This window comes from Exiguobacterium sp. s122 (assembly GCF_018618475.1).
GTDB lineage: Bacteria > Bacillota > Bacilli > Exiguobacteriales > Exiguobacteriaceae > Exiguobacterium > Exiguobacterium himgiriensis.
Genome location: NZ_JACSMD010000001.1, coordinates 1,627,432 through 1,641,871 on the forward strand (window position 1 = coordinate 1,627,432; position 14,440 = coordinate 1,641,871).

The window sequence follows — 14,440 nt, forward strand, 5'->3', positions numbered from 1 at the left end:
AGTTCCACCTCACATGAATACGTATGGATTTACATCGATACTCAATTGATACTCTTTTTTGCTGATCGCTTTCGCCCGGGCCTGTTGGAGCATGGCGAGTGCAGGATAAAGCGAGTCTGGTTGCTTCGTTTTGATAAACAATTGATAACGATACAAGTTTTTTAGCTTCGATAACGGTGCAGGCATTGGCCCGTTCAACCGCGACTGATCGATTTGCATATTCAAAAAATCGTCAGCGAACTGTTCGGCCTCGGTCTGCGCCACGAGCGGGTTCTCGGCCGCGATCGTGACGAGCGTGACGTACCAATACGGCGGATGCGTCCCGACTTGCCGGAGTCGCATTTCCTGCTCATAAAACGCTTCATAATCATGCTGGCTCGCCGTCTCGATGACGTAATGCTCTGGATTATACGTTTGGACGTACGCCTCTCCAGGAAGCTTGCCTCGACCGGCGCGTCCGGCCACTTGCGTCACGAGTTGGAACGTGCGCTCGGTCGCCCGAAAGTCTGGCATGCCGAGCGTCGCATCTGCGGCGAGCACGCCGACGAGCGTGACGTTCGGGAAGTCGAGCCCTTTGGCAATCATTTGTGTACCGAGCAAGATGTCGGCCTCTCCGTCCTCGAACCGTTTTAACAGTTGTTCATGCGACCCTTTTCGAGACGTCGTATCTTGGTCCATACGGATGATTCGCGCGTCCGGGATGCGGTTGAGCAGTTCCGTCTCAATCTTTTGTGTCCCCGTCCCGAACTGTTTAATTTTTTTACTGTCGCACGATGGACATGTGGATGGCATCCCCTGCTCATAGCCACAATAGTGACATTTCAAGCGATCTCCGTGTTGGTGATACGTCAAGTTGACGGCACAGTGTGGACACGTGAGTCCTTCCCCGCAATCCCGACACATCACGAACGTTGTGAACCCTCGTCGGTTCAGCAAGATGACACACTGTTCTTTCTTCGCGATTCGGTCATTGATCGCGACAAATAAATCTTCGGAGAACATCGTCGTATTGCCTCGGGCGAGCTCACGGCGCATATCGATAATATGCACCGGCGGCATCTCACCGCCGTAACGTTCATTTAAATGAAGATAACGGTAGACGCCACGCTGTGCACGGGCATACGACTCGAGTGACGGTGTCGCACTGCCGAGCACGACGGGGCAACCGTGATAACGGGCCCGCCAAATCGCGACGTCTCGCGCATGGTAGCGCGGGTTCTCTTCTTGTTTATACGTCGTTTCGTGCTCTTCATCCAAAATGATGAGTCCGATGTTCTCGAGCGGGGCAAAAACAGCCGATCGAGCCCCGACGACGACATCGACTTCACGACGCTTGATTTTCCGCCATTCGTCGTATTTCTCTCCTTGGGAGAGCGCGCTATGGAGCACGGCGACGCGGTCCCCGAAGCGGCGTTTGAATCGTTTCACCATCATCGGGGTCAAACTGATCTCCGGGACGAGTAAAATCGCCTGTTTCCCTTGATCGACGACCCGTCCGATTGCTTCAAGGTACACTTCGGTCTTCCCGCTTCCCGTCACACCATGTAACAAGAGCGTCTCTCCGGCCTCTGCCTCGCGAATCGCTTTCACGGCGGTCGTTTGGCTTTCGTTCAATTCGACCGTTTCGCTCACTTGTTCGATTAAGGCGTACGGGTCACGATTTAATTCCACCTCGGTCACCCGGACGGCGCCGAGCGCCTCGAGTTTTTGTAGTTGTGCCCGTGACAGGCCGATTTGCCGGAGCGACGACCAATACATGCGTGGCACGTCCATAAGTAAGCGCATCGCTTCTTGTTGTTTTTTCGCGCGGGCGGGGACAACATTCGCATCCAATAATTCGATGACGAGGTCTGTCTTCACGGTCCGTTTTTCTTTTAATACAGGCGATAATGAGAGGTCGCCTTTTTTGGCAAGGTCGAGAATGACGGATTGCACGTCTTTCGGATATTCTGACAAGTGCGTACCGGCTCGAACACCTTCCGGGAGTGCCCCACCTTTAATCTCTTTGTCATAGCTCACCTTTAATGCGGCCGGGAGCATGGCGAGGAGGGCCGAGGAGCGGAAACAGAGCGTCGTCTCTTTTACATGCGTCGACAAGGCGAGCAACTCATCGGTCAACGACGATTCCTCATCGAGGAGCGCCTCAAGCGGTTTCAATCCGTCACGTGTCCCTTCGGACAGTCCGGTGACGATCCCAAGAAGCCGGCGTGCTCCAAACGGGACCGAGACGCGCATGCCCGGTTCAATCAACGCTTCGAACTGGACCGGGACCTCATAATCGAACGGACGGTCGATTGTGATGACCGGGGCATCGACATGGACGTGGGCGATCATTGGATTGCTTCCTTAAACTGAAGCAACAGCTCATGCGCCAACATTTGTTTCGATTGCCGTGGTAAGGCGCGTTTGGACCCGTCCGCACGGAACAGCGTAACCTCGTTCTCGTCTGCCCCGAATCCGATGCCCGGCGTCGCCACATGGTTCGCCACGAGGTAATCGACGCGCTTTTTCTCGAGTTTGGCCTGGGCGTGTGCCTCGAGCTGCTCCGTCTCGGCGGCGAAGCCGACGAGGACTTGATGCGTCTTCTTCATCCCGAGCGTCTTTAATATATCCGTCGTCTCTTCAAGTTCGATTGTCAACGGTCCATGAACTTTCTTATGTTTCTCAGCATGGACAGTCGTCGGTCGATAGTCGGCGACGGCGGCTGATTTGATGACGAGGTGCTGGTCGTCGAAATGTGCGAGCACCGTCTCAAGCATATCGGCACTCGACTCGACAGAAAGCGCGGTCACCCCATCAGGTACCGGGATTTGAAGCGGACCGTGCACGAGCGTGACGTCCGCACCCATATCCCGAGCCGCTTCGGCGAGGGCGACCCCCATCTTCCCAGATGAGTCGTTTGAAAGGAAACGGACCGGGTCGATGCGTTCGACCGTCGGACCGGCCGTGACGAGCACACGTTTGCCGAGAAGGTGTTTCGGGACGAACTGGCTCGCGATGATTCGGACGAGGTCTTCGGGTTCTGGTAAACGGCCACCCCCGATCCAGCCACAGGCAAGATTGCCAACGCCCGGTTCAATGATTTGATACCCGTATGACTTGAGCGTCTCGATGTTTCGGCGCGTCGCCGGATGGTCGAGCATATTGACGTTCATCGCCGGTGAGATGATGACCGGGCACGTCGCCGCTAAAATCGAAGTCGTGATAAAGTCATCAGCGAGACCGTTCGCGAGTTTTGCGATCATGTTCGCCGTCGCCGGGGCGACGACGATCAAGTCGCTCGTATCCGGAACGTCGATATGCGCGATTTTTGTCGGGTCATGCTCTTCGAACACATCGGTATAAACTGGATTCCGGCTAAGCGCTTGAAACGTCGCTTGACCGACGAACTGCTCGGCGGACGCCGTCATGGCCACGCGCACATTCGCGCCCGCTTGTACGAGTTTCGACGTGAGTGCACACGCCTTGTAAGCAGCGATGCCACCGCTCACACAAAGCAAGATGTTCCGATCGTTCACCATTCTCCATTCTCCCCTTTATAGACAATGAGACCCAAGTCGCTACCGACTTGGGTCACACTTCATCCGTTGTTCTTTTCGTTCGCGATGATTGTCGTGTCACCCGAATACAGTTCTTCTAGCGCTTGTCCGACCGGCTTATACGATTTTGGCGCGGCAACTTTTGGAGCTTTTCCGTCCTGAATTTGACGGGCCCGTTTAGCAGCGACCGTTACGATCGTATACTTCGACGGGATTGTACGTTGTAAGGCATCAATCGAAGGGTATAACATTAAATGACCTCCATCATGGCTTTTTTATAGAGAGACGCGACACGTTCACGTTTGCAATGTTCGGCCGTTACGATTGCTTTGATGCGTTCAATCGCTTTCTCGACTTCGTCATTGGTCACAACGTAATCATAGGCATCCATCAATTCGATTTCTTCACGAGCGACGAGCAAACGTTGTTTGATGACTTCTTCCGATTCCGTACCTCGACCGACGAGGCGGTTCCGAAGCTCTTGCAGGCTCGGCGGGGCCAAGAATAAAAAGACGGCTTCCGGGAAGCGCTCTTTCACTTGGAACGCACCTTGGACCTCAATCTCTAAAATGACGTCCTTGCCACCCTCGAGCGTCTCGCGTACCCACTCGACCGGCGTCCCGTAATAGTTTCCGACGAATTCGGCATGCTCAAGCAATTGCTTATGCTCAATCATGTCTTCAAACTGTTCTCTCGTCTTAAAGAAGTAATGCACTCCTTCAATCTCACCTTCACGCGGTTTCCGTGTCGTCGCCGATACAGAATATTGAAGGTTGTTATCCTCTTCCTCACGGAGTACGCGGCAAACGGTTCCTTTGCCGACACCGCTCGGACCGGACAAGACGATTAATAAACCTCGTTCTTTAAAATTCAATGCATTGCCCTCCATCTTCTAACATCACATTTCATAATAATAGCAGTCTATCGTTTGTTACGGCAAGAAGAAGTTCGGATTTCCTACTTCATCGTACCATATTTTCCGGTAATCTGATAACGTAGAGACAGAAAAAGAACAAAGGTGATGAGACTAGTGGCTTATGATGGATTAATGACATATCGTGTCGTGACGGAACTGCAGGCGCTCGTCGGTGGACGAATCAACCGCGTCCACCAGCCGTACGCGCTCGACTTGATGATGCAAGTGAGGTCGAATCGGCAAAACGTACAACTGCTCGTGTCGGCGAACGCGATGTACGCCCGACTTCAATTAACAGATACCCCAATTAAAAACCCGCAAGAGCCTCCAATGTTTTGCATGATCTTACGGAAACATATTGAAGGCGGATTCATCACGGCGGTCGAACAAGTCGGCCGTGACCGTGTGATCGTCATTTCGGTCCGCTCACGTAACGAACTCGGTGATGAAGAGAACAAACGGGTGTACATCGAACTGATGGGGCGTCACTCGAACGTCGTCTTAACGAACGAGGACGGAAAGATTTTAGACGCCATCAAACATTTACCGCCGTCGCAAAACACGTATCGGACGATCATGCCGGGTAGCGACTACTTGTTGCCGCCCGCTCAAGACAAATGCGATCCGCTCACTGCCCGCGAAGACGGATTAAAACGCATCGATTGGAACGCCGGCAAACTCGATAAACAACTCGTGGCCCATTTCTCCGGGCTCAGCCCGCAAATCGCGCAAGAAATCGTTCACCGCGCGAGCATGCCGAATCGGACGAGCATCGACGCCGCCTTCGCGAGCGTCATCGATGACTTGAACGGACCGTATGTCTTCCAACAGCTCGCCTCAGGAAAAGAACGGTTTGCTCCCGTCCGCTTGACGTTCGGCGACGTCACGGCAGAAGAGACGTACGACTCGAGCAAAGACGTCCTCGACCGCTACTTCTATGAGAAAGCGAACCGCGACCGCGTCAAACAGCAAGCGCACGACGTCGAACGGTTGCTTAAGTCCGAGCTCGAGAAAAATCAGCTGAAGCGAAAGCGTCTGCTCGATGATTTGACAGCGACAGAGCGGTCCGACGAACTTCAAAAGTACGGCGAACTGTTGACGACTTATTTGTTCCAACTCGAGAAAGGAATGACCGTCGCGCACGTCGTCGATTATTACGACGAGGAAGGCGCCACAATCGAGATTCCGCTCGACCCGCTCAAAACGCCAAACGAGAACGCGCAACGGTACTATAAGAAATACAATAAATTGAAGGTCGCAAAAGTCGAGGTGCAGAAGCAAATCGAGCTGAACGAGGCCGAAATCGCTTATTTGGAGACGTTGATTGCGCAACTTGATGTCGCCGCTCCGTCTGACATCATCGAGATTCGAGAAGAACTTGCGGAAGGCGGCTATATTCGTCAAAAGGCGCAAAAGAAAAAACAGACGAAAAAAATTACGCTTGAAGGCTATGTCTCCTCGACCGGCACGGAGTTTTATGTCGGGAAGAACAATACGCAAAACGATCATTTGACGTTCAAATTCGCACGACGTGACGAAATTTGGCTTCACGTAAAGGACATCCCAGGCTCACACGTCATCATCCGCTCAACCGATCCGGATGAGACGACGCTCCTTGAAGCGGCGACGGTCGCGGCCTACTTCTCTAAGGCTCGCGCCTCGAGCGGTGTGCCGGTCGACTATACGAAAGCACGCTACGTGAAAAAACCGAGCGGCGCGAAGCCCGGCTTCGTCATCTACACGGATCAACAGACAGTGTATGTCACACCGGATGAGCGCCTCGTCAAGTCACTCCAGCAATGAGTGTAGGCCACGTCGCATGACGTGACCTACTTGTTTTTTGTTCGGTTGTTCTTCCGTCCGTCCCACGCCCACGCTGTCCGCAGGCAACCCCGGAGCCGCATCGCCCCAGGAACGGAGGGTGCCGGCAAAGTTAAAAAATATGTTAGGTTAAAACAAAGGCTCCGTCATCGCGACGGAGCCTTTGTTTGTTTCGGGTCATGCTTAAACAGTTCAAGCTGTTCATGGTAATCAAGCAAGTGCCCGTGTAAGATTTCCGAGACGGATAAGTCTTCATGGGGCAACGTGAACAGCGAGTACGGCTTATCACACGTATAAAGGATGTCATGATGATGGGCGAGCAAATATAAAAACTCGGCTTCAAACGTCTTCCGCTCTTCCTCGTCCATCAATAAGAGCGACTCACGATGTTCCGCTAAGCTTTCAAGCAAGAGCACGAGCTTGTCTTCAAGGTGAATTAACAGCCGATATTGTTTAATCGTCAAATGCTTCAATTTCACGTTCGTGACTTTCATGTCCTCTTGTAGCATCATATGCAGTTCTTGATGACCGAGGATGCGGGCCCTCGTCTCGAGCAGTTCGGCTGGCGAACCGACGAGTTCACGCCAATGATGGAACATATAGGACGATGTCTTCCGAATTTCGCTGAGGAGTCGCTCCTCATAACGCGGTGGCATGAACGCATAGTTCACGCCGAGCGAAACGAAGACACCGACCGCAGTCAACAACGAACGTGTCCACGCGTAGTGGAAGAAGTCTGTCGTCGGATTCTCGAGCATAAGGACAATCGCGAACGCGGCATACGTCGACATATGCGTCTTATCGAACGTCGTGTTCAGCGTCAAGGCGACGATGACGGCGAGCCCGATTGAAATCGGATTGACCCCGAACGCATAGACGATGAGGAGGCCGCACATCAGTCCGACAATCGTCCCGAATATACGACTGAAAACGATTTTTGATGAACGTTTGACGGTCGGTTGCATCGCAACGACTGCAGCGATTGCACCCATACCGGAATAAATACCGAATACATACCATGACAACGCGATAGTGATGGCGACGGCAATACCCGTCTTCAACGTCCGGAGACCGACTTTCGGGATATATCGCTTATCCATCATTTCAATTCAACCTTCCCTGTCTCCGCGATTAAATGGATGGTCGGACGATTTGAGTTGGACAGCTGATACACCCCATCACCCAGCTCGTTGTAGCGATCACTCGCGGTCACACTGCCACCCGTATCGACGTTCACTTGTCCAGTCGCATGGCGCGGCTCGAATGTAAGCGCACCAGCCTCCGTCTGAACCGTCAACGCCTGATTGACGACAATGTCACTTACGGACGCCTCCCGGTAAGATCGGATATCAGCTTGGACGACCCGGACCGTCTCGAGCGTCACATCACTCCGCGTCTCGACACGCAACCGGTCCGATTCGACTTTCGTCAGATTAACCGCATTCGCATCCAAAACGATGGATTTCGCAATCAACCCTTGTCCCGTCACTTGTTCGGCCGTCACATCGATGGATGTCATCGAACTTGGCAAGGCGACGCGGATTTTATAACGTGACGGCGAATCGCTCGGTCGGCTCCCGAACTGGCTGAAGCGCCCGAACCGCTCGACGATTGAAATCGTATCCCCGACCGCCTTCACTTTTACCGTCCGTTCCTTCGAGTTCGTCTGTAACACCTCGACCTGGACTTTTTCATTCGTGCTACGGACAAACTCGACATTGCCATGCGCCGTCTCAAGCCGCAGCTTCTTCATTTGGTAGCGGTCCTCGTATTTGTCTCCAAGGGCCAACACGTCGCTAAATACGAATAAGTTCACGAAAAAGAGGACGGGGAGGACGAGGAGGACGAGACCGAACGTGATTTTACGATGTTTCGGGACGTCTTGAAACCGGGCTTTCCATGACTTCCCTTTCATTCTAGAGTACGCCATATCTATCTCCTTCTTCATCTGCTTTCCCTATTCTAACACGTTCAGTATGTCATGATGCACAAAGAAAAAGAATCCGCCCGGAGGTGGATTCTTAGAAGAATGGATTATGATGTGACGCGTTCACTCCAACTTGTCGGGTCCGTTCGCCAATCATGTAAAGAAGCGGCCTCATCTTCACGGATGAGTTGTTGATTGACGGCGACATCAAGCAAATCTGATAAGGTCGTTAGCGCGTACGCAGTCAACCCCGAGTCCAACAGATTGGTGGTGAGTCGGTTTAAACTGTAGGAGAAGATCGCTTGAATCTTCACGACTTTCCCACCCGCTTTCTCGACCGCTTGAGCGGCCTTGATGCTCGATTCTCCAGTCGATAATAGATCTTCAATCACGACGACACGAGCACCTCGTTCGAACCGACCCTCGATTAAATTCCCTTTGCCATGCCCTTTGGCACTTGAACGGACGTAAACGAGAGGTAACCCGAGACGGTCGGCGACAAGCGTCGCATGCGGAATGCCCGCTGTCGCCGTTCCCGCGATGACATCGACGTCGAGTGGACGAATCGCCTCGACGAGCGCGTCGACGATCAAGTTCCGGACCTCCGGATAACTTAGCGTCAACCGGTTATCGCAATAAATCGGACTTTTTAGCCCGCTTGACCATGTGTACGGGTTCTCAGGTGAAAGTGTCACCGCCTCGATGGTTAACAATGCTTCAGCGATTTGTTTCATACGTTCGACTCCATTCTTGTAAGTAATGTGTATATGCAGCGTTTGGATCAACAGCACGCGTGACCGGTCGACCGACCACGATGGCAGACACGCCAGCGTCGCGGGCTGCCTGAGGCGTGGCGACACGTACTTGATCGTCCGCTGTCTCGTTTAGCCGGATTCCTGGTGTCACAGTCATAAAGCCAGCTCCGAGCGTTTCGTGAATCGCCTGCGCTTCGTGCACCGATGCGACGACCCCGTCGAGCCCCGCCCGTTGTGCCATCGATGCCTGCCTGAGGACGGCCTGTTCGAGCCCATCGCGAATGTGTAGCTCATCGGCGAGCATCCGTTCATCGGTCGACGTGAGCTGAGTGACCCCAATCAATCGCGTCGTGTCATTCACGTCACGCAATCCCTCTAAGGCGTAACGCATCATCGTCTCGCCCCCAAGTGTATGAACGTTCGTCAATTCGACACCGAGACGGCCGATTTGGCGCAGCGTCCGGCGTGCCGTCTCGGGAATATCATGGACTTTGACGTCTAAAAACACCGGATACCCTTCGCCGACGAGCCGTTCGACAAATTGGCCACCTTCGCGATAGAACAGCTCCATGCCGACTTTTACGGCCGGTCGTGCCTCGATGCGCCGTAATAAACGAAACGCATCATCCGCCGTTTCGACATCAAGTGCGAGATACAATCTGTTCATACGCTTTCCCCCTCACGTCTAAAATATGATCGATTCCGAGTTCGTCAAGTCTGTGCGGTAACGCTTCGATAATTTCTTGACAGACGTACGGATTCTCAAAGTTTGCCGTCCCGACGGCGACAGCCGATGCGCCCGCATAGATGAACTCGAGCACGTCATCGACCGTCCGCACGCCGCCCATGCCGATAATGGGGATATCGACGACCTGGGCAACTTCGTATACCATCCGAATCGCGACCGGTTTGATGGCAGGCCCTGATAGACCCCCGATGCGGTTGGCAAGAATCGGTGTCCCCGTCGTGACGTCGATGCGCATGCCGACGAGCGTATTGATCATCGTGATGCCATCGGCTCCGGCCGCCTCAACCGCCTTCGCCATGTTCGTGATGGACGTGACGTTCGGTGACAACTTGACGTATACCGGTTTGGATGATGCCGCTTTGACGAGACGGGTCAGTTCGGCCGCCATGACCGGATCGGTCCCGAACTGCATCCCGCCACACTTCACGTTCGGGCACGAGATGTTCAGTTCGAGCGCTTTCACAGTCGGGTCCGCACTCATCGTCTCGGCGACGTACACGTACTCTTCCGGCGTTGAACCGGCGACGTTCGCGATAATCTCAGTATCGAACGTCGAGAGAAACGGAAGCTTGTCCGAAACAATCGCTTTAGCACCGGGATTTTGAAGCCCGATTGCGTTCAACATTCCTTCCGCCGTCTCAGCGACGCGCGGCGTCGCGTTACCGAACCGTGACTCGCCTGTCGCTGCCTTGATCATAATGCCGCCAAGCATCGATAAATCATATAATTTCGCGAACTCTTCCCCGAAACCGAAACAACCGGATGCCGGCATGATCGGATTCTTTAATTGAAGCCCAGGTAAACTGACATGTAACCTCATAGCGTCACCTCTTCTGCACGGAACACTGGCCCGTCACTACACACTTTGACATAACCTCCAGGCGCCTCGCACACACAAGCGAAACACGCGCCGATGCCGCAGCCCATCCGGTTTTCAATCGAGACGTAGCGCTCTTCGATATGTGACGCCGCAACCGCCTTAAGCATCGGTTCCGGTCCACAGCTGAACAAGACATCGGCCTCGATTCGCGCGAGCGGACCGGTCACAAATCCAGCTTCCCCGTAGGAACCATCGACCGTCGTAATGATCGTCTCCCCGAGCGCACAAAACGCCTCTTCATAAAACACACTTTCTTTTGTATCAAACCCGAGAATCGCAACCGTCTCAATTCCCCGATCGGCGAGCCGCCGTCTCGTATAGTAGAGCGGCGGCACACCAATACCACCACCGACGAGGACAACACGCTTTCCCGTCTGTTCGAGCGGAAAGCCGTTGCCGAGCGGACCGAGGACGTCTAACACGTCCCCTGGCCGGCGTTCAGCAAGGTCTTGCGTGCCCTTCCCGATGATTTTGTATAAGAAGGTCACGACGTCCCCCTCGACGTTCGCGACCGACAACGGGCGCCGGAGTAACTCGGACGTCTTCACATGGAAGAACGTTCCGGGTGCGATCACGCTGTTCTCGACCGACACTTTCATCTCCATCGCCCCTTTTGCGATCGGATGATTCGACAATACCGTTACGAACTGTCTCATACAGTCACTCCGAATTCCGTGAATGCCGGCAAGCTCGTCGTCTGGAACGAGAGACTCTCGATGACTTGAAGGAGCGCCTTCACCGTATCGAGCGACGTCAGGCAGAGCACCCCTTGCTCGGCCGCGGCCCGACGGATGATGAATCCGTCTTTCGTCGTGAGGGCATCTCGTGTCGTCGTGTTCAAGACGATGTCGACGCCACGTTCGATGACGCTGAGCATCGTCTCACCTTCTTCATTAATTTTTCCGACCCGTTTTACTGGAAGGGCCGCTTGCTCGAGTGTGTGCGCCGTGCCACTCGTCGCCATCAATCGGAATCCGAGTCGATGGAACCGTCGCGCGATATCGAGCGCTTCGGCTTTGTCTTGATCAGCGACCGTCAACAGGACGTTCCCTTTCAAAGCGATCGTCATGCCGGCGGCGACGAGTCCTTTATACAGTGCCTTCTCGAGTGTCCGGTCGGTCGCCATGACTTCACCAGTCGACTTCATTTCCGGTCCGAGTGTCGGATCGACTTCTTTCAATTTTGCAAAACTGAATACCGGTACTTTGACCGAGATGGCATCCGCTTCCGGATGCATGCCCGTCCCGAGTCCAAGGTCTTTTAAGCTCGTCCCGAGAATCGTCTGCGTGGCGATGCGCGCGACCGGGAGTCCTGTCACTTTCGAGATGAACGGAACGGTCCGACTTGCTCGTGGGTTGACCTCGATGACATATAAGTCGTCGGCATAGACGAACTGGATGTTGAGTAACCCTTTAATGCGGAACGCCTTGGCAAGTTTAATCGTATAGTCGACGACTTGTTGTTTCAACTCGTCACTGAGTCGTTGTGGTGGATAAACGGCGATTGAGTCTCCTGAGTGAACGCCAGCGCGCTCGATATGTTCCATGATGCCAGGGATATAGACATCCGTCCCGTCACAAATGGCGTCGACTTCAATCTCGATCCCTGTCAAATAGCGGTCGATGAGCACCGGCCGCTCTTTTGAGGCGACGACGGCATGGCGCATATAGCGTTCAAGTTCCGACTGCTCATACACGATTTCCATCGCCCGTCCGCCGAGTACGTAGGATGGTCGGACGAGAACCGGATAGCCAAGTAGATCGGCACAGGCGACAGCTTCTTCGACCGTGACCGCCGTCTTCCCTGGCGGTTGGGCGAGTCCTTCTTTCGTCAACGTTGCCTCGAACGCTTTCCGGTCTTCGGCGCGGTCGAGATCTTCGAGTGACGTCCCTAAAATTTGAACCCCGTTCGCTTCGAGCGAGTCCGCCAAGTTGATCGCCGTCTGGCCCCCGAATTGGACGATGACGCCTAGCGGCTGTTCGTTACGGATGACTTCGAGTACATCTTCGGTCGTGAGCGGTTCAAAATAGAGTCGGTCCGAAATCGAGAAATCCGTCGATACCGTTTCCGGATTGTTGTTGATGATAATCGCTTCATAACCCGCGTCACGGATCGTCTGAATCGAGTGAACGGTCGCGTAGTCGAACTCGACGCCTTGACCGATGCGAATCGGACCAGATCCGAGGACGAGGATAGAAGGTTTTTCGGTCTTCACCGCTTCGTTCTCGACTTCATACGTCCCGTAAAAGTATGGGGTCTCTGACGCGAACTCGGCCGCACACGTGTCGACCATTTTATATACCGGTCGAATCCCCCACTCGTCTCGGAGCGCCGTCACCGTTTCCACATTCTCATTTAAGATGCGGGCGATCATCTTGTCGCTGAAACCGAGTCGTTTCGTCTCAACGAGGTGTTCTTGTGTGAGCGGCTCACGGCTGAGCGTCGCTTCATGCTCCCAAATCCGCATGAGCTTCGATAGGAAGAAACGATCGATTTTCGTCAGTTCATGCAACTGTTCCGTCGAATACCCACGACGGAGCGCCTCATAGAGCATCCATAAACGCTCGTCGGTCGGTGTCGTCAGCTCGCGTTCAAGTTCATGTTGACTCAATTGTGCGAGTCGCGGCACGGCCAAGTCTTCTGTCCCGAGTTCGAGTGAGCGGACGGCCTTGAGCAGCGCCTCTTCAACGTTACGCCCGATTGCCATCACTTCTCCCGTCGCTTTCATTTGTGTGCCGAGACGGCGGTCTGCCGATTCAAACTTATCGAAAGCGAAGCGTGGGATCTTGGCAACAACGTAGTCGAGCGCGGGTTCGAACGAGGCGTAACTCGTCTCCGTCACCGGGTTTTTCAACTCCGACAACTTATAGCCGACGGCAACTTTCGCCGCGAGTTTGGCAATCGGATAGCCTGTTGCTTTTGAAGCGAGCGCTGAACTGCGGGACACACGCGGATTGACCTCGATGACATAATACGTGAAGCTGTCCGGGTCGAGTGCGAATTGGATGTTACATCCCCCTTCGATGCCGAGGGCGCGGATGATGTCGAGCGAGACGCTACGAAGCATTTGATAATCGCGGTCGGACAATGTCTGCGTCGGAGCGAAGACGATCGAGTCGCCCGTATGGACCCCGACCGGATCAAAGTTCTCCATCGCGCAGACGATGATGGCCTGGTCGCTCGAATCACGCATGACTTCGTACTCGACTTCTTTCATCCCGGCAATTGATTTCTCGAGCAACACTTGTGTCACCGGGCTCGCCTTGAGTCCGGATTCGACGATTTGTTCGAACGAAGCTCGGTCATGGGCGATCCCACCACCGGTTCCTCCGAGCGTGTAGGCCGGACGGATGATAATCGGATATCCGATTTGTTCCGCGAAGCCCCAGGCTGCATCGAGCGACTGGACGATCTCGCTCTCCGGTACCCCATGGCCGAGCTTGTACATCAAGTCACGGAACTGTTCCCGGTCCTCGGCTTGTTCGATGGCCGACAGTTTCGTCCCGAGCAACTCGACACCACAGTCCGCTAATACGCCGCGACGGTCAAGTTCCATTGCCAAGTTTAATCCAGTCTGTCCGCCGAGTGTCGCGAGAAGCGCGTCGGGACGTTCTTGACGAATGATGCGTTCGACAAACTCCGGTTCGAGCGGTTCGATATAGACGCGGTCCGCCGTTGTCGGGTCGGTCATGATCGTAGCGGGGTTCGAGTTGACGAGGATGACTTCGTAGCCTTCTTCTTTCAAGGCAAGACATGCCTGTGTACCAGCATAGTCAAATTCTGCCGCCTGTCCGATGACGATTGGGCCTGATCCGATGACAAGGATTTTCTGAATATCTGGTCGTTTTGGCATG

General features: G+C 54.1%; 12 protein-coding genes. 1 reads left to right on the forward strand and 11 read right to left on the reverse strand.

The annotated features are described in order from the left end of the window. Positions 1 to 9: 9 nt before the first annotated feature. From priA to gmk, 4 genes are read right to left on the reverse strand one after another with little or no spacing between them, the layout of a single operon-like run. Positions 10 to 2,334, reverse strand: a complete 2,325-nt coding sequence (priA, locus tag KNP92_RS08420; protein WP_214839423.1) for a primosomal protein N' — start codon at positions 2,332 to 2,334, stop codon at positions 10 to 12. Beyond that, positions 2,331 to 3,521, reverse strand: coding sequence for a bifunctional phosphopantothenoylcysteine decarboxylase/phosphopantothenate--cysteine ligase CoaBC (gene coaBC, locus KNP92_RS08425; RefSeq protein WP_214839425.1), 1,191 nt, complete (start codon positions 3,519 to 3,521; stop codon positions 2,331 to 2,333). Before coaBC ends, priA begins: the two co-directional genes overlap by 4 nt. Positions 3,522 to 3,580: 59 nt before the next feature. Further along, positions 3,581 to 3,790 carry a DNA-directed RNA polymerase subunit omega gene (gene rpoZ, locus KNP92_RS08430; protein WP_034806394.1) on the reverse strand — a complete coding sequence of 70 codons (210 nt, stop codon included), beginning with the start codon at positions 3,788 to 3,790 and terminating at the stop codon, positions 3,581 to 3,583. Then, positions 3,790 to 4,413, reverse strand: coding sequence for a guanylate kinase (gmk, locus tag KNP92_RS08435; protein WP_081825825.1), 624 nt, complete (start codon positions 4,411 to 4,413; stop codon positions 3,790 to 3,792). The genes rpoZ and gmk overlap by 1 nt, the downstream gene beginning before the upstream one ends. 156 nt (positions 4,414 to 4,569) lie before the next feature. Here gmk and KNP92_RS08440 point away from each other — a divergent pair, with 156 nt between their 5' ends. Next, positions 4,570 to 6,258 carry an Rqc2 family fibronectin-binding protein gene (locus KNP92_RS08440; protein WP_214840288.1) on the forward strand — a complete coding sequence of 563 codons (1,689 nt, stop codon included), beginning with the start codon at positions 4,570 to 4,572 and terminating at the stop codon, positions 6,256 to 6,258. A gap of 164 nt (positions 6,259 to 6,422) precedes the next feature. Here KNP92_RS08440 and KNP92_RS08445 read toward each other — a convergent pair whose 3' ends face one another. The 7 genes from KNP92_RS08445 to carB form a co-directional block, all read right to left on the reverse strand. Further along, positions 6,423 to 7,376, reverse strand: a complete 954-nt coding sequence (locus KNP92_RS08445) for an FUSC family protein (RefSeq protein WP_251136435.1) — start codon at positions 7,374 to 7,376, stop codon at positions 6,423 to 6,425. Beyond that, positions 7,376 to 8,206, reverse strand: coding sequence for a DUF4097 family beta strand repeat-containing protein (locus tag KNP92_RS08450; RefSeq protein WP_214839428.1), 831 nt, complete (start codon positions 8,204 to 8,206; stop codon positions 7,376 to 7,378). Before KNP92_RS08450 ends, KNP92_RS08445 begins: the two co-directional genes overlap by 1 nt. Positions 8,207 to 8,310: 104 nt before the next feature. Next, a complete protein-coding gene (pyrE, locus tag KNP92_RS08455) occupies positions 8,311 to 8,937 on the reverse strand; it encodes an orotate phosphoribosyltransferase (RefSeq protein ID WP_214839430.1) in 627 nt (208 codons plus the stop codon). Continuing rightward, positions 8,921 to 9,625: an orotidine-5'-phosphate decarboxylase gene (gene pyrF, locus KNP92_RS08460; protein ID WP_214839431.1), complete on the reverse strand. Its 705-nt coding sequence runs from the start codon at positions 9,623 to 9,625 to the stop codon at positions 8,921 to 8,923. The genes pyrE and pyrF overlap by 17 nt, the downstream gene beginning before the upstream one ends. After that, positions 9,600 to 10,526, reverse strand: coding sequence for a dihydroorotate dehydrogenase (locus KNP92_RS08465; protein WP_214839433.1), 927 nt, complete (start codon positions 10,524 to 10,526; stop codon positions 9,600 to 9,602). Before KNP92_RS08465 ends, pyrF begins: the two co-directional genes overlap by 26 nt. Beyond that, the gene (locus tag KNP92_RS08470) at positions 10,523 to 11,242 is read right to left on the reverse strand and encodes a dihydroorotate dehydrogenase electron transfer subunit (protein ID WP_214839435.1); all 720 of its coding nucleotides are present in this window, start codon (positions 11,240 to 11,242) and stop codon (positions 10,523 to 10,525) included. Before KNP92_RS08470 ends, KNP92_RS08465 begins: the two co-directional genes overlap by 4 nt. Continuing rightward, on the reverse strand, positions 11,239 to 14,439 hold the full coding sequence (gene carB, locus KNP92_RS08475; RefSeq protein ID WP_214839443.1) for a carbamoyl-phosphate synthase large subunit: 3,201 nt from the start codon (positions 14,437 to 14,439) through the stop codon (positions 11,239 to 11,241). Before carB ends, KNP92_RS08470 begins: the two co-directional genes overlap by 4 nt. Position 14,440 lies beyond the last annotated feature (1 nt).